This window comes from Streptomyces kunmingensis (assembly GCF_039533535.1).
Lineage (GTDB): Bacteria > Actinomycetota > Actinomycetes > Streptomycetales > Streptomycetaceae > Streptomyces > Streptomyces kunmingensis.
Map to the genome: position 1 here is coordinate 543,132 of NZ_BAAATS010000002.1, position 17,425 is coordinate 560,556.

Genomic DNA, 17,425 nt, shown 5'->3' on the forward strand with positions numbered 1-17,425 from the left:
CGTGCGGGGCCCCATCTGCGTACGGGAGGGGTGGGCGGGTCAGCCGAGGAGGCCGCCGACCAGCTTGCTGCCGCCGCCTCCGCTGCCGTCCTCGGAGCCGCCGCCGTCGCTGCCGCCGGAGGAGGTGCCGCCCGAGGAGGTCTCGGCGCCTCCGGTGGTGCCGCCGGAGGCCGGTCCGCCGGCGCTGGTGGCCGGCGGGGGCTTCGGTGCGGTCTGCTGGGGCGGGGCCTGGCCGGCCGTGGAGCCCTGCGTCGGTGTCGACGTGGTGCCGCTGACGCTGCCGGTCTCGCGGGCGGCGCCGGGTGAGCTGGCCGCGCCGGAAGGGCTGGCGGTGGTGCCCTGTGTCGGTGAGTTCGAGGCCGACGGGCTCTGCGAGTGGCGCTGCTTGTGGCCGGGGGCGGAGGGCAGCGGGGAGCCGGGCAGTTCGTTGCGCGGGGCGTCGCCGGGGCCGGGCGCGGTGACACGGTCGGCGTCGCGGACGGCGCCGCCGAGCAGCGAGCCGATGAGCAGCGTGGAGCCGATGACGAGGGTGGCGATGACGGTGCCGCGGCGCAGTACGTAGCGGCGCAGGTCCCACAGGGCGGTGCGCGGTCCGAGCCGTCGCCAGGCGCCGCCGGCGAGGCGTCCGTCGATGGAGTAGACGGGGGCGCCCGCGATGATCAGCGGTGACCAGGCGGCCAGGTAGATGATGTCGGGCGCGTCGTAGGCGGGGACGGTCTTCCAGCTGACGGTGAGCAGGAGCGCGGCCGAGAGCAGTGCTCCGAAGACGGCGGCGATCCGCTGCCACAGGCCGAGGACGGTGAGGACACCGACGATGACCTGGAGGAAGGCGATGACGAGTCCGGCGCCGACGGGGTGCTGGAGCGCCCAGTCGCGCATGGGTTCGGCGAGTGCCCAGGGGTGCAGCGAGTTCAGCCACTTGACCATGGAGCCGCGCTCGCCGCCGTCGAAGTAGACGGGGTCGCAGAGCTTGCCCATGCCGGCGTAGATGGAGATGAAGCCGAGGAAGACGCGGAGCGGGAGGAGTACGACGCCGAGGTTCATTCGGCGGCCGGGATAGTAGGCGTGCCGGACGGGTCCGTAGCGCCGGGCCGCGGTGGTCTCTTCCGCCCGCTCGTCGTCGAAGCCGTCGGGGTCGTCGAACTCCCCGTCGCGGTACGTGACTTGGTCGAATTCGCCGGTCTCCTCGAAGGCGCTGCCGGACTGTCGCATCTGCGGCAGGATCCGGGTGCCGGGGCTGTCTCCGCCGTGCCGGGGGCCGATGACGACGGACGTCTCGTCCGTCGGCTCTCCCTCGTACGGCTCGTCGGAGAGGTCCCGGTCGAGGTCGACACGCGGGATGACCTGCGTGACACCGCCGTCACCGCCCTCATCGGGCTGGCCCACGCGGCGCGCGGACTGCAGCAGGCCGCTGGCGGCGAGGTCACCGGCTCCGCTCATGACGACGGGGCGGCGGCGCGCGCCGGGCGTGCCGGCGGCCGTGATGACCGGGACACGGGTGGTCGCCGCGTCGGCTCCGGGCAGGCCCATGGCGCTCAAGTGCCGTGCGATGCGCGGGAGTTGCGTCTGTTGCGCCCTGGGAAGCTGAACGCGAAACGTCGCGTGATTGACGATGACCTGCGCCGGGTCGCACGGAACCTTCACCATGCTCAGCGCGGGAGCGTCGTCGTATCCCGACGAGCGGTCCCCCGAGGGTGTGCGGGGTGTTCTGGTGTCCACACTCATCTAACCGAGTGATGTGTGTTTAGGACACTGCCTTGACCACACCGAAATGTCCGGGCCCCGTCAAGGTCGTGGGGCCCGGACCGAACGGGCTCGTCAGGCGCGGCGGCGCGCCGCCTCGTACAGCACAACTCCCGCCGCCACACCGGCGTTCAGCGACTCGGCGCCGCCCGGCATGGGGATGCGGACGCGGTGGTCGCAGGTCTCGCCGACCAGCCGCGACAGGCCCTTGCCCTCGCTGCCGACGACGATGACGACCGGTCCGGCGAGTGCGGCGAGGTCGCCGATCTCCTTCTCGCCGTCGGCGGCCAGGCCGACGATGGTGACGCCGGCCTTCTTGTACTGCTCGAGGGCGCGCGTCAGGTTCGTCGCGCGGGCGACGGGGGTGCGGGCGGCGGTGCCGGCCGAGGTCTTCCACGCGCCGGCGGTCATGCCGGCGGCGCGGCGCTCGGGCACGACCACGCCGTGGCCGCCGAATGCGGAGACGGAGCGGACGACCGCGCCGAGGTTGCGCGGGTCGGTGACGCCGTCGAGGGCGACGATCAGCGGGTCCTCGCCCTGGTCGAAGGCGGCGGCGACGAGGTCCTCCGGGTGCGCGTACTCGTACGGCGGGACCTGGAGGACGAGGCCCTGGTGGTTGAGGCCGTTGGTCATGCGGTCGAGCTCGGGGCGGGGGGCTTCCATGAGGTGGATGCCGCCGCGCTCACCGGCGAGCTGGAGCGCCTCGCGGACGCGCTCGTCGTTGTCGATGAACTGCTGGACGTAGAGCGTGATGGCGGGGACGCCCTCGCGCAGCGCCTCGACGACGGGGTTGCGGCCGACGACCATCTCGGAGGTGGCCTTGCCGCGCGGGCCGCCGGTGCGGCTGGTGGGGCGGCGGGCGGCCTGCTTGGCCGCGGCGTTGGCGACGCGGTTCTTCTTGTGGCCCTTGCGGTCGGCGGCGGGCGGGGTGGGGCCCTTGCCCTCCAGGCCCTTGCGCCGCTGGCCGCCACTGCCGACCTGCGCGCCCTTCTTGCCGGACATGCGACGGTTGCTATTGGCGGCCATGACTTACCTGTCTCTGTGTCTACGTCTATGTGTGTGCGGGTCTACGTGTGTACGGGTGTACGTCTATGAAGTGTGCCGCCCGACGGCGCGGGCGGCACATTCGGGGGCTCAGCGGGGGCCGAGGCTCCAGCGTGGGCCGCTCGGGCCGTCCTCGATGACGAGCCCGGACTGGCCGAGCTGGTCGCGGATGGCGTCGGCGGTGGCCCAGTCCTTGCGGGCGCGGGCGGATTCGCGCTGGTCGAGCACGAGCCGTACGAGGGTGTCGACGACGCCGTGCAGGTCGTCGCCGCGGTCGCTCTCGCCGGCCCAGTGCGGGTCGAGCGGGTCGAGGCCGAGGACGCCGAGCATGGCGCGGACCTCGGCGAGCCGGGCGACGGCCGCTTCCTTGTCGTCGGCGGCCAGCGCGCTGTTCCCCTGGCGGACGGTGGTGTGCACGATGGCGAGGGCCCCCGGCACGCCCAGGTCGTCGTCCATCGCCTCGGCGAACGCGGGCGGCACCTCGTCGGCGGCTTCCACGACGCCGCCGGCCTTCTCGGCGACGCGCTGGATGAAGCCTTCGATGCGGGCGAACGCGGACTCGGCCTCGCGCAGCGCGTCCTCGCTGTACTCGATGGTGGAGCGGTAGTGCGGGGTGCCCAGGTAGTAGCGCAGGACGATCGGGCGCCAGTGCTTGACCATCTCACTCACGAGGACGCTGTTCCCCAGCGACTTGGACATCTTCTCGCCGGACATGGTGACCCAGAAGTTGTGCACCCAGTACGTGGCGAAGTCGTCGCCGAAGGCCTTGGCCTGCGCGATCTCGTTCTCGTGGTGCGGGAAGATCAGGTCGATGCCGCCGCCGTGGATGTCGAAGGCGGTGCCGAGGTACTTGTGGGCCATGGCCGAGCACTCCAGGTGCCAGCCGGGCCGGCCGCGGCCCCAGGGGGTCTCCCAGCTGGGCTCCCCTTCCTTGGCGGCCTTCCACATGGCGAAGTCGCGCGGGTCGCGCTTGCCGGTCTCGCCCTCGCCGGACGGCTGGCGCAGCTCGTCCAGGTCCTGGTTGGAGAGCTCCAGGTAGCCGGGGAAGGAGCGCACGTCGAAGTAGACGTTCCCGTCCGCCTCGTAGGCGTGGCCGCGCTCGATGAGGCCGCGCATCATCTCGACCATCTCGGTGACGTGGCCGGTGGCGCGCGGCTCGTACGTCGGCGGGAGGCAACCGAGGGCGCTGTAGGCGTCGTTGAACGCCCGCTCGTTCTCGTACCCGATCGACCACCACGGCCGGTTCTGCTCCGCGGACTTCCTGATGATCTTGTCGTCGATGTCCGTCACGTTCCGCACGAACGTCACGTCGTAGCCGCGGTACGTGAACCAGCGGCGCATGATGTCGAAATTGAGCCCCGACCGGATGTGCCCGATGTGCGGGGCCGCCTGGACGGTAGCGCCACAGAGGTAGATCGAGACACAGCCCGGAACGAGCGGGGTGAAGTCACGCGTCTGCCGGGCGCTGGTGTCGTACAGGCGAATAGTCACCCCTCCAGGGTAGTGGGCCCGGAGGGGTGCCATGGGCCGGTGGGCGGCACCCGGAATCTGTCAAGGACGGTCCGGCGTTCGCATCGCGGGGAAATGGACTTCTCGCCCTTCGGGGCGGACATCGCCGATGCCTGATTCTGTTCCGCCGGGAGTGTCCGGTCCCGCTCCTGGCGGAGAGGCGGAGAGCCTGAAAACGAACACCCGCACGCAGCTGCCTCCGACGGAGTGAACGGGTGAGCGAAAGGGGAGCAGGTGTACGTCAGCGACGTTTACGGTCCCGTGTCATGGCGACAGCGGCGGAGCCCGACCAGGGCCGGAAATCCGGGGTGGCGGGGTACGCCCGGTTCACGTTCCGGTTACGTGTGTCGTCCACCGCTCGCGCGGCCCTGCTGACGGAATGGGACCGCTGCCGCTGGGTGTGGAACGAGTGCGTCGCCAAGTCGGTGCAGACCCACGAGGCGAATCGGACCCGGCACGAAGAGGCCGACAGGCAGACGTGCGGCCCTGCGGAGCTGGACCGGATGCTGACCGAAGCGCGGAAGAGGACCGGGTGGCTGCGGGAGGGGGCCTCGGTTCCCCAGCAGCGGGTGATCCGGGACTTCGGTCGATCCAGAGCCAAGGCCCACAAGGACATCCTGGAGCGGCTGCCGGTGCCGCAGCGGGCCGGGATGCCTCGGTACAAGAAGAAGCACGAGGCGTCGGCGAGTCTGAACTACACCACGCGTGGCTTTCGTCTCAAGGACGGCCGCCTGCACCTGGCAGGCGGCATCGTTGTGCGGCCGGTGTGGTCGCGCGCCCTGCACCGCGTGCGGAGCCGAGTCCCCACGGGACAAGAACTCCGCACGCGTGATGCTCGTCCGGGCTGGTTTCCACCCGGCTGGCGTTGATCGCGTAAGCCCCGGCCGGGCAGTGTGAGCCAGGAATCCCCTTGCTTCAGCTGGGGGAGGACTCAAAGCCTGCCTACGACCTTCCGGGCCCTGATCCGGACCACGACGCGCTCCGCGTCCTCACCCGAGGTGGGGTTGAACTCGGCGTACTTCTTGCCGGTGTACTTGAGGGACAGCTCGTCGATGAGTTCCTGGCCGCCTTCGGTGGTGAGGTCGGCGGTGCCGCGGATCTCGGCGTACGCGTACGGGTTGTCGGCGGGCTGGACCAGCACGGTCACGCGCGGGTCGCGGCGCAGGTTCTTCTCCTTGCGGCGGCCCATGGTCGTGGAGAACAGGACGTCGTCGCCGTCGCGCTTCACCCAGACCGGGGAGACCTGGGGGCTGCCGTCGGGCTGGATGGTGGCGACGTTGATGAAGACCTTGCTGTCGAGCAGTGCCTTGAGCTCGTCGGACAGGTGGGCGGTCATGGCCTCACTCCTTCTCGGAGGGTGTACGAGGGATCGGTCGACGCGTACCCGATCCTGCGGGAACACCGGGGTGCCCCGCGGCATTTCCCGGCTGCTCGTGCCCGGGTGTCACGCAGCGGGCCAGTCCCGCGGCGGCCAGCGGCACGGCGGCGAGCGCCGTCCACAGGGCGGGGGCGGGCAGCGTGAGCAGCGCGCCCGTGGCGGCGCTGCCGGCGAGGACGGCGAGTCCGGAGACGGAGGAGAGCGCGCCGGTGGCGAGGCCGAGGTGCCGGTCGTCGACGAGGTCGGGGACGAGGCCGCGGGCCGCGGGGACCAGGAGCATCTGCCCGAGGGTGAGGAGGAGGACGAGGGCGCCGAGGGGGACGTATACGTACGGGCCGTGGTGCGGAAGGCAGGCCGCGCCCACCGCGACCGCGGCGAATCCGGTGGCGACCAGGACGAGCCCGGCGGTCAGCGCGGTGCGCGGGGCGAGTCTGGTCGCGGACCAGCGGGTGACGGGCAGCTGGGCGCCGACGACGAGGAGGGAGGAGAGCGCGAACAGCGGGCCGACGGCGTCCTGGGAGCCGGTGGCGCGGGTGAGCTCGGCGGGCAGGGCCAGGTAGAGCTGGTTGTACGCGATCAGGTAGCCGCTGTAGGCGAGGCAGAGCGCGAGGAAGCGGGGGCGGGTGAAGACCGCGCGGAGGGCGCCGCCGCTCGGCACGGCCGCCGGCCGGGTCCGGGCGGGTTCGCGGCGGGGCATGAGGCGGGCGTGTCCGGCGAGGACGGCGACGAAGACCAGGGCGCCCGCCAGGCAGGCGGCGCGGAACCCGGCGAAGAGCAGGGCGGTGCCGAGCAGCGGGCCGAGGAAGGCGCCCGCCTGTCCGGCGGCGGAGAACAGGCCGAGGACCTGGGCGCGCGGGGTGCCGGTGGCGCGTTCGTGGCGGACGGCTTCGCGGGCCGTCTCGGATTCGACGGCCGGGGAGAACAGGGCGGCGGCGAACCCGACGAGGACGACGGCCGCGACGACGGTGGCCGTGCTGTCGGCGAAGGCGAGCCAGCAGAATCCGGCGATGCGCAGGACGCACCCGGCGAGGACGACGGGCCGCGGCCCGTACCGGTCGGTGAGCGCACCGCCGACCACGAACAGCCCCTGCTGACTGAAGGTACGCACCCCCAGAACCAGCCCGACGGCCCACCCGGCGAGGGCGAGGCTGTCGGTGAGGTGGCTGGCGAGATAGGGCAGGACGGCGTAGAAGCCGATATTGAAGGCGAGCTGGGTGACGGTGAGCATCCGCAGGTAGGGCGGGAGGTCGCGGAGCCGGAGTCGGCGCGGCTGAGCCGGGTTCATGGAGGGCTTCACTCTCGGGTGCGGCGCCGTCGTGGCCGGGCGCGCAGTTCCCCGCGCCCCTGCGGGGTCGATGCGAGGGCCAGGAATGCGCCTACGCAGGCCAGCGCTGCCGCGGGCGCCAAGACGGACCACGGCGCCCGCTCCGCGTACGGAAGGTTCTCCATGAGAAGCCGCCCCCACTCAGGAGAGGGCGGCTGCGTACCGAGCCCGAGAAAACTGAGGGACGCGAGCGCCAGCGTCGTAGGCGCAAGGCGGAGAAGGGCATGCCGGCCGACAGAGGGCAGCACCCCGCCCAGAACATGCCGCCGCAAAATGTGCCACCGCCCGGCCCCGTGCACGACGGCGGCCTCCACATGCCCCGAGGCCCGCTCCGCCTCCGCGAGCGCAGCGGTATGCGCGGCGAGCGGCGCCCAGCCGACCGCGGCGACGGCGACCGCGGCCCCGGCCAGGCCCGCGCCGAACAGGCCGGTGACGAGGAGCCCGGCGAGGATCGCGGGCAGGGCGTTGGCGACCTCGGTGAGTCCGGTGGTCCAGCGGGCCAGGCCGAGGGCGACGCCGACGACGAAGCAGGCGGCGCAGACGGCCGCCGCGACGGCCAGGGTGCGCAGGGCGCCGTGGCCGAGCCGGGCGAGCACGTCGCGGCCGAGCGCGTCCGTGCCGAAGGGGTGGGCGGCGGAGGGCGGGGCGAGGCGGGCGGCGAGGTCGACGTGGAGGGCGTCGCGGGTGAGGCCCCAGATGATCACGGCGAGGAGTGCGGCGGCCAAGGCCCCGGCCGCGTAGAACCGGGCGGGTCCGGCGCCAGGGGTGCGGGCCAGGCCCGGGAGCGCGCCCGCTTCGAGAGCCGGGCCGAGCAGCCGTCGTCGTAGGAGTCCGACAGAGACGGCGGCCGCGACGCCGAGGGCGAGCAGCACTAGGAGGCAGCCTTGGAGGAGCGGCAGGTCCAGGTCGAGGGCGGCGGCGACGGCGGTGCCGCCGAGTCCGGGGATCGCGAAGACGGCTTCGACGGCGGCCGCGGCTCCGGTCAGGCCGACGACGGTGAGCCCGGCCTGTGGCAGTACGGCGGGCAGGGCGCGCCGGGCGGCGTGCCGGGCGATGCGGGCGCGGGTCAGGCCGCTCGCGCGCCAGGTCCGGACCCAGGGTTCGGCGAAGGCGGCGGGCAGTGCGTCCTGGCCGAGCCGGCCGAGGACGGCTCCGGCGGGGATGCCGAGGGCGAGGGCGGGCAGTACGGCGGAGGCGGGTGACTGCCAGCCCTGGGCGGGGAACCAGCCGAGCCGGACGGCGAACAGTGTCGCGAGGACGGAGGCGAGCAGGAACTCGGGGAGCGCGGCGAGGGTCCCGGCGCCGACCCCGCCCGGCGGTCGGGTGGTGCCGCGCCGCAGCGCCGGCAGGCACAGCGCGACGGCCACGACGACGGCGACGGCGACGGCCATCGCGTACGCCATCAGCGACAGGGACACCCCGAAGGCGGCGGAGACGTCCGCGCCGACGTCGGCGCCGGTCACCCAGGAGGCGCCCAGGTCGCCGTGGAACAGGCCGCGCACCCACTGCCCCACGAACGTGAACGGGCCTTCGCTCAGGCCGAGTTGCTCGCGTACGTCGGCGAGCTGGTCCGGGGTCGTGGGGGCGTCGCCGTAGCGGGCGTGCAGGACGGTCAGGGCCGGGTCGGTGCGGGTCAGCCAGGGCAGCAGGGCGGTGAGCGCGAGCAGCCCGCCGGCGGCTGCCACCCGGCCGGCGACGACCTTCGCGTTCTTCATCGGGCGCGGGTCTCCAGTCCGACGAACTGTCGCTCGTAGGGGTCGAGGACGACCCCGCGCACTCCGGCGCCGACGCCCTGCAAGTGTTCCTCGTGGACGATCGGTACGGCCGCGTCGGTGCGCAGGATCGCGGCTTCGGCGGCGAGTACGGCGTGCTGCCGTTCGGTGTGGTCGAGTCCGGCGGCCTTGCGCACGGCGGCGTCGACGGTCTTGTCGCGCAGCTGGGAGATGTTGAAGCTGCCGCCGCTGGTGAAGTCGGAGGCGAGGTAGGAGACGGGGTCGCCGGTGTCGAGCGCGGTGGAGCGTGACATCAGGAACGCGTCGTACTCGCCGTCGAGTGCCCCGGTCTCCAGACGTGCGTAGTCCTTGACGACGAGCTTGACCTTGAATCCGGCCCGCTCGAGCTGCTGTTGCAGGGCGGCGGCGACTTCGGGCAGTTCGGCCCGGTTGGTGTACGTGGCGAGGGTGAGGCGCTGTCCGTGCGGTGTGGCGGCCTTCGTGCGGCCGGTGACCGGGAGCTGCTGTCCGTCGGCCCAGGCGAATCCGGGGCCGAGGAGGCCTGTGGCGTGCTCGGCGTATCCCTCGTAGACGCTCTTGGCGAGCGCGGACGTGTCGGTGTTCTCGCGTACGGCGGCCCGCAGTGCGGGGTCGGCGAGCGGCCCGGTCCGTGTGTTCAGGTACAGGGTGGTGGTGCGTACGGTGGCGACCTTGCGGGCCCGGTCGCCGAGGACGAGTGCCTGGGCGGCGGGGACGAACTCGGCGAGTTCGATCTGGCCCGAACGCAGCGCGTTGGCGCGGGCGTTGTTGTCGGCGACGAACGTCACGTCGACGCCGCGGGCCGCCGCCTTTCCGGCCCAGTGTCCGTCGAACCGGTCGAGCGTCGCGGACACCGCACCGTTCAGCTTCGTCAGGGCGAAGGGCCCGGTGGCGGTCCCGACGGGATCGACCGCGCCGCCCTTCTTCCCGTACGCGGCCGGGGAGAAGATCGCGAGGGAGGGGTTGGCGAGGCGGGCGGGCAGCAGCGGGTCGGCGGTCCCGGTCGTGATCCGCACGGTCCGCTCCCCCGCCGCCCGGACGGTGAGCCGCACGTCGCTGAGGACCCGCGGCGTGACCTCGGCCCGCCCGGCGGCGCGCAGCGCGCCCACGACGGCGTCCGCGGTGACGGCGCCACCGTCCTGGAACCGCGCGTCCCGCAGCGTGAACTCCCAGGTGGTGTCGTTCGTACGGGTCCACTCGGCGGCCAGCGCCGGATGGACGACGCCGTCGGTGTCCATCCGGGTGAGCCCGTCGACGACGGCGAGCCGGCTGAGCAGCAGTCCGTCGTCGCCGTACGGGGACAGGCCCTGGGTCGGTGCGAAGGCGAGGTCGACGGCGATCCGGCCGCCGCCCGCGGTGCCGGTGAAGGAGCCGCAGGCGCTGGTGAGCCCGATCCCGGCCGCCGCCAGCAGAAAGCCGCGGCGGCGCATCACCGGGCGGGTACGGCGACGGGCACGGCCGGAGGGACCGGCACGGGAACCGGTGCGGGCAGCGGCAGTTCGAAGTGGATGATGCCCTGTCCGCCGCCGGGCAGCGTGCGCTCGTCGCAGACCTCGTGGGCGAGCGAGCGCCAGAACGGTTCGGCGCCGGGCACGGCCGGGTCGGTGTGCAGGTAGAGCCGCTCGTAGCCGCCGGCCGCCGCGGCGAAGCCGGTCAGTTCGCGTACGAGGGTGCGGGCGAGGCCGTGCCGGCGGTGCTCGGGGCGGACGTAGATCCGGCAGAGCTGGGCGGTGGTGCCGGAGGGGAAGCGGTCGGCGACCCACTGCGGGTTGGGCGGCGCGGCGGGCCCGCGGTCGCGGACCGCGCCGGTGGCGACGATCTCCCCGCTCGGCACGTGTTCGGCGACGAGCAGGGTGCAGCGCTCGGGGTGCAGGTAGGCGGCGGCCGGGTCGATGATGTCGGCGTGCCAGCGCGGCACGTACCCGGACCTCAGATCGCGGTACACGGTGTCCAGCATGACGGCACGGGCTCCGTCCACGTCGCCGTGACCGGCCTCGCGGATTGCGTACTCACCCATTGCCTGACACTGCCTTCACCGACCACGACCGGACACTTGCCAGCCCACTCTAACTGCAACCGATGTGCAGTAAGCCGCCGGTGCCGTCATCGCCGCCGGTCAGAAGCCGCGCCGGGTCCTTGAGGCCCTCTAGGTACGCACCACCAGGGCGGTCGCGATCGCCATCAGGCCCTCGTCGCGCCCGGGGAAGCCGAGCCCGTCGGTGGTGGCCCCGGATACGGACACCGGCGCCCCGGCGGCCTCGGAGAGCACCTTCTGTGCCTCGTCGCGCCGCTTGCCGATCTTGGGGCGGGGGCCGACGACCTGCACGGCGACGTTCCCGATGGCGAAACCCGCCTCGCGCACGATGCGGGCGGCCTCGGCGAGCAGCGTCAGACCACTGGCGCCGGACCACTCGGGGCGACCGGTGCCGAAGTGCTGCCCGAGGTCACCGAGCCCGGCGGCCGAGAACAGGGCGTTGCAGGCGGCGTGGGCGACGACATCGGCGTCCGAGTGCCCGGCGAGTCCGGGGCCCTCGTAGTCGGGCGCCTCCCATTTCAGTCCGGCGCACCACATCTCCCGCCCCTCTTCGAAGGCGTGGATGTCGGTCCCGATGCCGACCTGCGGAAGCACGGGCAGAGGGGGCGCTTGCGGCTCAGTACCCATCGTTGGCCCTCCTGCGGGCGAGGACGGCCTCGGCGAGCACGAGGTCCAGCGGCCGGGTCACCTTGAAGGCCTCTTCGTGCCCGGGCACGAGCACGACCTGGAGGCCGAGCTTCTCGACCATCCCGGCGCAGTCGGTCACCTCGTCGGTGACGGTCCCGTGGGCGCGTACGAGCGTCTCGCGCTCGAAGCCCTGCGGGGTCTGGACGGCGCGCAGCCGGGCCCGCGGGGGTGTCGCGACGACGGGCTCCGGCGATCCGTCGGACGTCGGCACGACCTCCTTCACCGTGTCGGCGAGCGGCAGCGCCGGCACGACGGCCGGTGCTCCGTCGCGTACGGCCTCGATGACCGCGTCGACGGTGTCCACGGGGACGAGCGGCCGGGCCGCGTCGTGCACGAGCACGATGTCGATGCCGGGCGGCAGCGCGTCGAGCCCGAGCTTCACGGACTCCTGGCGTGATTCGCCGCCGGGCACGACGACGAAGTCGGTCCGCTCGGGGAGCGCGTGATCGGCGAGCAGCGACTTGACCTCGGGGGCGCCGTCCGGCGGTGCGACGACCACGACGAGGGAGACGGAGCGGGACGCCGCCATGGCGCGGACGGCGTGGATCAGCATCGGGGTGCCGCCCAGCGCACGGAGCGCTTTGGGGGCGCCGGGACCGAGGCGTACGCCCCGTCCGGCGGCCGGAATCACGGCCGCGGTGCGGGCGCCACCAGCAACGGGACGCGTTTCGTCAGACATCGGTTCCGTTCAGGTTTGTGCGCTCGGGGGTGGTGGGTATGGCCACATCGTGCCGGGCGCGACTTCTTGACCGGACCCTTCCGTGACACTGGTCGAGCCAGCTCTCCGGGCCCGGCACACCCGGTTCGGGCGTGTTTTCCGGCAGGAAATGCGTAGGGGTACGAACATGCCGCAGCGCCCGGCGACACCATAAGGGTCAGCGGGCGCCACGGCATTTGTTTCTACGCGGCAGCAGCGCGTATCAGGACGCGAGAACCTCGTCGAGCAGGGCCTCGGCCTTGTCCTCGTTCGTGTTCTCCGCGAGAGCAAGCTCGCTCACCAGGATCTGGCGAGCCTTGGCGAGCATGCGCTTCTCACCCGCGGACAGTCCGCGCTCGCGCTCCCGACGCCACAGGTCACGGACAACTTCCGCGACCTTGATGACATCGCCGGAGGCCAGCTTCTCCAGGTTTGCCTTGTACCGGCGCGACCAGTTCGTGGGCTCTTCGGCGTACGGCGCGCGCAGTACCTCGAAGACCCGGTCGAGCCCGTCCTGACCGACCACATCACGCACGCCGACGAACTCCGCATTGTCCGCTGGCACACGTACCGTCAGATCGCCCTGGGCGACCTTCAGCACCAAGTAGGTCTTGTCCACGCCTTTGATCTGGCGAGTTTCGATAGCCTCGATCAGCGCGGCCCCGTGATGGGGATAGACCACGGTGTCGCCAACCTTGAACGTCATGTGACAGGTACCCCTTCCGTGGCTATCCAGGGTAACACGGAAACTGCGGGTTCTGAATGGCGTTTTCGCAGGTCAGGGCATATCTCGGGGCTTGACAACAACAACAGGAACGTGCTGCGGAGGGGTAGCGGAGCACGGTATTCGCAGGTCGGAGCCGCTGTCCGGCAGGCCCGAAACACCTGCGTCACAGACGCCCGAAGGGGCCTTCGAGGGGATGAACGTCCTGGTTTGCGTAGTTCGGAGCGCCGAACTTCCGGTACTCCGTTCGAGAGCACCGATGCCCGTTCGAGACGAATCCATAATTGATCACCGCGATTCCCGGCACCGGGCGATGCGCCACATGATCGACCGGCGATCGGTCGGATGATCGTTTTTCTGGACCGCCATGCATTCCTTACCGGAAATCCCCACACGCCGGTGGACCGCGGTTATGTGAATGGTGAACGGCGGTCCATTGGTGACAGTGGGGAGCGTGGGGCGCACGGGGTGTACGGCCCGCGGGAAGCAGGAGTCCGGGAGCTGTGACAGGCCCTAGAGGCGGGTCGGGTGCGATGACGTGGGAACGGCTCGGTAGCCTAAGGCCGCTGACAGTCCCTTAGGACGGCTTTACAACCTGTCGGCACGAGTGTCGGCATCACCTGTCGGCGCGACCTGCCGATGCCGTCCGCTCCGCCCACGTTCAAGGAGATGCCGCCGCCGTGAGCAGCAGCCTTCGACGCGGCGCCCTCGCCGCCGCCGCCATCGCGTTCTCGATCGCCTCGCTCGCCGCGTGCGGTGCCGGCAACAACGCCCAGACACTCGAGGTCAAGCCGGACAACGCCGCGACCTCGGTCGGCGACCTCAAGGTCCAGAACGCCACCGTCATCACGCAGCCGGACCGCAAGTCCGACGGCCCGGCCGTGGTCACGGCGACGATCTTCAACAACGGCAGCACCGCCCAGACCCTCGACTCGATCACGGTCGAGGGCGTCGGCGAGGAAGCGAAGCTGACGGGCGCCAAGGGCGGCTCGAAGGTCACGGTCCCGGCCGGCGGGTCGATCGTCCTCGGCGGCAAGGGCAACGCCACCGCTGAGCTCCCCAACGGCCGCACCGCGGTCCTCGACGGGAACGCGCAGCCGATCACCTTCGGCTTCAGCAAGACCGGTGACGTGAAGATGCGGGCGTTCGTGGTCCCGGCCGAGAGCTACTTCGAGAAGTGGGGACCGAGCGAGGTCCCGTCGACGCCGAACGAGGGCGCCGAGCCTTCCACGTCCGCGTCCGCGAACACGGACACGACGCCGGAGGCGGGCAGCTCCGCGGAGACCGGTACGTCGGAGACCGGCACGTCCATGGAGACCGGCACGTCGGACACGACGTCCCCGTCGCACTCGGCGTCGGGCGACACCGCGGGTCACTGAGCCGCACGCAGACAGACGCCTGAGGGCGGACCCCGCGGTCATGGGGTCCGCCCTCAGGCGTTTCACGGCTGCCGGGCGGCGGCCTACGGCTCGAACTTGTAGCCCAGGCCGCGGACCGTCACCAGGTAGCGCGGCGCCCCCGGGTCCGGCTCGATCTTGGCGCGCAGGCGCTTCACGTGGACGTCCAGGGTCTTGGTGTCGCCGACGTAGTCCGCGCCCCAGACCCGGTCGATGAGCTGCATACGGGTCAGCACGCGGCCCGCGTTGCGCAGCAGCATCTCCAGGAGGTCGAACTCCTTGAGCGGCAGGTCGACCTTGGAGCCGGAGACCGTGACGACGTGACGGTCCACGTCCATGCGGACCGGGCCCGCCTCCAGTGCCTGCGGGGCGACCTCCTCGGGCTCGCCGCGGCGGCGCAGGACGGCCCGGATGCGGGCGACCAGTTCGCGGGAGGAGAAGGGCTTGGTGACGTAGTCGTCGGCCCCTATCTCCAGGCCGACGACCTTGTCGATCTCGCTGTCCTTGGCGGTCACCATGATGACCGGGACGTTCGAACGGCCGCGCAGCTGACGGCAGACCTCGGTGCCGGGCAGGCCCGGCAGCATCAGGTCGAGGAGCACGAGGTCGGCGCCGTTGCGCTCGAACTCGTCCAGGCCGTCGGGCCCGGTTGCCGCGATGGCGACCTCGAAGCCCTCCTTGCGGAGCATGTAGGACAGGGCATCGGAGAAGGACTCCTCGTCCTCTACGACAAGCACTCGGGTCACGGAAGGACCTCCGGGGCGGCAGGAATGGATTCGTATGCGGTGGAGCGGTCGGGCCCGTGTGCGTCGTCTTCGTCGCGTACGTCTCCGGGGCCAGAGGCTTGGGGGGTCTTGGGGACACGGTTCGCGGCGGCCTCGGGCAGCCGCAGCGTGAACGTGGAGCCCTGTCCCTCGGAGCTCCACACGGTGACCTCCCCGCCGTGCGAGGCGGCCACGTGCTTGACGATGGCGAGGCCGAGGCCGGTGCCGCCGGTGGCCCGGGAGCGGGCCGGGTCGACGCGGTAGAAGCGCTCGAAGATGCGCTCCTTGTCCTTGTCGGAGATGCCGATGCCCTGGTCGGTGACGGCCACCTCTATGAGGTCGCCGCCCGGCGCGTTCACCCGGCGGGCGGCGATGCCGACGCGGGTGCGGGCGGGTGAGTAGTTGACCGCGTTCTCCACCAGGTTGCCCAGGGCGGCGGCGAGCTGGCCGCGGTTGCCCCAGATCTGCAGGTCGGCGGTGCCGCCGGCGGCCATGGTGATCTGCTTGGTGGCGGCGGGCTGACGGCAGCGGTCGATGGCCTCGGCGACGAGTTCGTCGACGCGGACCGGTTCGGCGTCCTCCAGCGGGTCGTCGTTCTGCACCCGGGAGAGGTCGATGAGTTCCTGTACGAGGCTGGTCAGGCGGGTCGCCTCGATCTGCATGCGGCCCGCGAACCGCTCGACGGCCTCGGGGTCGTCGGAGGCGTCCATGACAGCCTCCGACAGCAGCGACAGCGCACCCACCGGGGTCTTCAGTTCATGGCTCACATTGGCGACGAAGTCGCGTCGTACGGCCTCGATGCGCCGGGCCTCGGTCAGGTCCTCGACCAGGAGCAGCACCAGGCGGGAGCCGAGCGGGGCGACGCGGGCGGAGACCGCGAGGGCGTCGCCGCGGCCGGTGCCGCGCCGGGGCAGGTCCAGCTCGACCTGGCGTATCTCGCCGTCGCGCCGGGTGTCGCGGGCCATCTGCAGCATCGGTTCGACGGCGAGTTTCCCGCCGCGTACGAGACCGAGGGCGTACGCCGCCGAGCTGGCCTTGACCACGCTGTCGCCCTCGTCGAGGACGACGGCGGAGGAGCGCAGGACCGAAAGGACCGTGTCGACGCCGGGCGGAAGGACCGGGTCCGTGTGCAGGGAGGTGCGGGTGGGGCGTTTCTGGTCGCGTTCGCTCCAGCGAAACGCCAGCATGGCGATGACACCGGTACACACTCCGGCGATCGCTGCCGCTGCGGCGACCGCCGCGTTCACGTCCATGTCTTCAACGATATGCGGCTCGGCCGGGTCCTCCACAGCCGTCCGGGTGGTAGCTCGAACACTCGTCGCCCAGAGTTCACCTTGGATACGGGGTCGGTTCACTTGAGGTGCCGGATCCGGACGCGTACAGGGCCGAACGTGGGACCGTGAGGCTGACCCGGGCTCACGACAGAGAGAGGGAACGTTCGTATGCGTGACGCGTACCACGAGGAACTTGACTCGATCGGCGAGGGCCTGGTCGAGATGGCCCGCCTTGTCGGGTCGGCGATCGGGCGCGCCACCACGGCCATGCTCGATGCCGACCTGAAGCTCGCCGAGAGCGTGATCGCCGCCGATCAGAAGGTCGACGATCTGCAGCACGACCTGGAGGCGCGGGCCATCGCCCTGCTGGCCCGGCAGCAGCCGGTGGCGACCGATCTGCGGATCGTGGTCACCTCGCTGCGGATGAGCGCTGACCTGGAGCGCAGCGGCGACCTCGCCCAGCACGTCGCCAAGCTGGCCCGGCTGCGCTTCCCCGAGCGCGCGGTGCCGCACGATCTGCACGCGACCATCCTGGAGATGGGGCAGCTGGCGCAGCGGCTGATGGCGAAGGCCGCCGAGGTCATCATCACCAAGGACGTCGATCTGGCGATGCAGCTGGAGCAGGACGACGACGAGATGGACCAGCTGCACCGCACGCTCTTCCAGCACCTGATGGACGAGAAGTGGAAGCACGGCATCGAGACGGCCGTGGACGTGACGCTGCTGGGCCGCTACTACGAGCGGTTCGCCGACCATGCCGTGTCGGTCGCGAAGCGGGTGGTGTACCTGGTGACGGGTGAGCACGCGGACGATGTCCAGGCCGCGTCGGCGCAGTCGGTTCCGGCGGTCGAGACGGCCTGAGGGCCTGAGGGCCTGAGGGCCTGAGGGCCTGAGGGTTGTCGCCCCGGCTCTGTGGATCCAGCGGGCCCCGCACTCGTGACTGGTGCGGGGCCCGCTGTGTCCTTCGCCGGCAGGTCAGCCGCTAGCCGCTAGCCGCTGCAGCCACCGCACTGGCAGGGCGCGCCGGACTGGCAGCCACAGCCGCAGCCCGCGCCGCAGCCGCAGGCGCCGAGCAGCACCAGCTCCGGGACGGGACGG

General features: G+C 71.8%; 15 protein-coding genes and 1 pseudogene. 3 read left to right on the forward strand and 13 right to left on the reverse strand.

The window, feature by feature from the left end:
* Positions 1–39: 39 nt before the first annotated feature.
* The 3 genes from ABD366_RS04600 to cysS form a co-directional block, all read right to left on the reverse strand.
* Positions 40–1,719 (reverse strand): DoxX family membrane protein, encoded by a 1,680-nt coding sequence (locus ABD366_RS04600; protein ID WP_344441161.1) that lies wholly within the window; start codon positions 1,717–1,719, stop codon positions 40–42.
* Positions 1,720–1,818: 99 nt separating this feature from the next.
* Complete coding sequence (gene rlmB / locus ABD366_RS04605) at positions 1,819–2,769, reverse strand: 23S rRNA (guanosine(2251)-2'-O)-methyltransferase RlmB (protein ID WP_324767119.1); 951 nt, start codon at positions 2,767–2,769, stop codon at positions 1,819–1,821.
* A 108-nt stretch (positions 2,770–2,877) separates the two neighbouring features.
* The gene (cysS, locus tag ABD366_RS04610; protein ID WP_324767118.1) at positions 2,878–4,278 is read right to left on the reverse strand and encodes a cysteine--tRNA ligase; all 1,401 of its coding nucleotides are present in this window, start codon (positions 4,276–4,278) and stop codon (positions 2,878–2,880) included.
* A 284-nt stretch (positions 4,279–4,562) separates the two neighbouring features.
* Here cysS and ABD366_RS04615 point away from each other — a divergent pair.
* A pseudogene (locus tag ABD366_RS04615) lies at positions 4,563–5,114 on the forward strand (nuclease/transposase family protein); the annotation flags it as partial.
* A 113-nt stretch (positions 5,115–5,227) separates the two neighbouring features.
* Here the strand turns inward: ABD366_RS04615 and ABD366_RS04620 are convergent.
* The 8 genes from ABD366_RS04620 to ABD366_RS04655 all read right to left on the reverse strand — a co-directional run bounded on the left by ABD366_RS04620 (position 5,228) and on the right by ABD366_RS04655 (position 12,874).
* Positions 5,228–5,632, reverse strand: coding sequence for a PPOX class F420-dependent oxidoreductase (locus tag ABD366_RS04620; RefSeq protein WP_324767116.1), 405 nt, complete (start codon positions 5,630–5,632; stop codon positions 5,228–5,230).
* Between the two features lie 4 nt (positions 5,633–5,636).
* Complete coding sequence (locus ABD366_RS04625; protein ID WP_324767115.1) at positions 5,637–6,959, reverse strand: MFS transporter; 1,323 nt, start codon at positions 6,957–6,959, stop codon at positions 5,637–5,639.
* An 8-nt stretch (positions 6,960–6,967) separates the two neighbouring features.
* Complete coding sequence (locus ABD366_RS04630) at positions 6,968–8,713, reverse strand: ABC transporter permease subunit (protein ID WP_324767114.1); 1,746 nt, start codon at positions 8,711–8,713, stop codon at positions 6,968–6,970.
* On the reverse strand, positions 8,710–10,179 hold the full coding sequence (locus ABD366_RS04635; protein WP_324767113.1) for an ABC transporter substrate-binding protein: 1,470 nt from the start codon (positions 10,177–10,179) through the stop codon (positions 8,710–8,712). The genes ABD366_RS04630 and ABD366_RS04635 overlap by 4 nt, the downstream gene beginning before the upstream one ends.
* Positions 10,179–10,766: a GNAT family N-acetyltransferase gene (locus ABD366_RS04640; RefSeq protein WP_324767112.1), complete on the reverse strand. Its 588-nt coding sequence runs from the start codon at positions 10,764–10,766 to the stop codon at positions 10,179–10,181. The genes ABD366_RS04635 and ABD366_RS04640 overlap by 1 nt, the downstream gene beginning before the upstream one ends.
* A gap of 129 nt (positions 10,767–10,895) precedes the next feature.
* Entirely contained in the window at positions 10,896–11,411 is a 516-nt protein-coding gene (ispF, locus tag ABD366_RS04645) for a 2-C-methyl-D-erythritol 2,4-cyclodiphosphate synthase (RefSeq protein WP_324767111.1), read from the reverse strand.
* Positions 11,401–12,150: a 2-C-methyl-D-erythritol 4-phosphate cytidylyltransferase gene (gene ispD / locus ABD366_RS04650; RefSeq protein WP_324767110.1), complete on the reverse strand. Its 750-nt coding sequence runs from the start codon at positions 12,148–12,150 to the stop codon at positions 11,401–11,403. Before ispD ends, ispF begins: the two co-directional genes overlap by 11 nt.
* A gap of 241 nt (positions 12,151–12,391) precedes the next feature.
* Positions 12,392–12,874 carry a CarD family transcriptional regulator gene (locus ABD366_RS04655; RefSeq protein WP_003953493.1) on the reverse strand — a complete coding sequence of 161 codons (483 nt, stop codon included), beginning with the start codon at positions 12,872–12,874 and terminating at the stop codon, positions 12,392–12,394.
* Between the two features lie 698 nt (positions 12,875–13,572).
* Here ABD366_RS04655 and ABD366_RS04660 point away from each other — a divergent pair.
* Positions 13,573–14,271, forward strand: a complete 699-nt coding sequence (locus ABD366_RS04660; RefSeq protein ID WP_324767108.1) for a copper chaperone PCu(A)C domain-containing protein — start codon at positions 13,573–13,575, stop codon at positions 14,269–14,271.
* 83 nt (positions 14,272–14,354) lie between these two features.
* Here ABD366_RS04660 and phoP read toward each other — a convergent pair whose 3' ends face one another.
* Together phoP and phoR are read right to left on the reverse strand one after the other, a co-directional pair.
* Positions 14,355–15,026 carry a two-component system response regulator PhoP gene (phoP, locus tag ABD366_RS04665; RefSeq protein WP_467539963.1) on the reverse strand — a complete coding sequence of 224 codons (672 nt, stop codon included), beginning with the start codon at positions 15,024–15,026 and terminating at the stop codon, positions 14,355–14,357.
* A 5-nt stretch (positions 15,027–15,031) separates the two neighbouring features.
* Positions 15,032–16,306 carry a two-component system sensor histidine kinase PhoR gene (phoR, locus tag ABD366_RS04670; RefSeq protein ID WP_324767107.1) on the reverse strand — a complete coding sequence of 425 codons (1,275 nt, stop codon included), beginning with the start codon at positions 16,304–16,306 and terminating at the stop codon, positions 15,032–15,034.
* 189 nt (positions 16,307–16,495) lie between these two features.
* On the opposite strand from phoR, the gene phoU reads away from it, so the two are divergent.
* Positions 16,496–17,188 carry a phosphate signaling complex protein PhoU gene (phoU, locus tag ABD366_RS04675; protein WP_324767106.1) on the forward strand — a complete coding sequence of 231 codons (693 nt, stop codon included), beginning with the start codon at positions 16,496–16,498 and terminating at the stop codon, positions 17,186–17,188.
* Positions 17,189–17,425: the final 237 nt, after the last annotated feature.

Excerpts from the sequence above, each read along its gene's own strand:
- rlmB (WP_324767119.1), bottom strand. The coding sequence starts at position 2,769 with ATGGCCGCCAATAGCAACCGTCGCATGTCCGGCAAGAAGGGCGCGCAG.
- ABD366_RS04630 (WP_324767114.1), bottom strand. The coding sequence starts at position 8,713 with ATGAAGAACGCGAAGGTCGTCGCCGGCCGGGTGGCAGCCGCCGGCGGG.
- phoU (WP_324767106.1), top strand. The coding sequence starts at position 16,496 with ATGCGTGACGCGTACCACGAGGAACTTGACTCGATCGGCGAGGGCCTG.
- ABD366_RS04655 (WP_003953493.1), bottom strand. The coding sequence starts at position 12,874 with ATGACGTTCAAGGTTGGCGACACCGTGGTCTATCCCCATCACGGGGCC.
- ABD366_RS04625 (WP_324767115.1), bottom strand. The coding sequence starts at position 6,959 with ATGAACCCGGCTCAGCCGCGCCGACTCCGGCTCCGCGACCTCCCGCCC.
- ABD366_RS04640 (WP_324767112.1), bottom strand. The coding sequence starts at position 10,766 with ATGGGTGAGTACGCAATCCGCGAGGCCGGTCACGGCGACGTGGACGGA.
- ABD366_RS04620 (WP_324767116.1), bottom strand. The coding sequence starts at position 5,632 with ATGACCGCCCACCTGTCCGACGAGCTCAAGGCACTGCTCGACAGCAAG.
- phoR (WP_324767107.1), bottom strand. The coding sequence starts at position 16,306 with ATGGACGTGAACGCGGCGGTCGCCGCAGCGGCAGCGATCGCCGGAGTG.
- ispF (WP_324767111.1), bottom strand. The coding sequence starts at position 11,411 with ATGGGTACTGAGCCGCAAGCGCCCCCTCTGCCCGTGCTTCCGCAGGTC.
- ABD366_RS04635 (WP_324767113.1), bottom strand. The coding sequence starts at position 10,179 with ATGCGCCGCCGCGGCTTTCTGCTGGCGGCGGCCGGGATCGGGCTCACC.
- ispD (WP_324767110.1), bottom strand. The coding sequence starts at position 12,150 with ATGTCTGACGAAACGCGTCCCGTTGCTGGTGGCGCCCGCACCGCGGCC.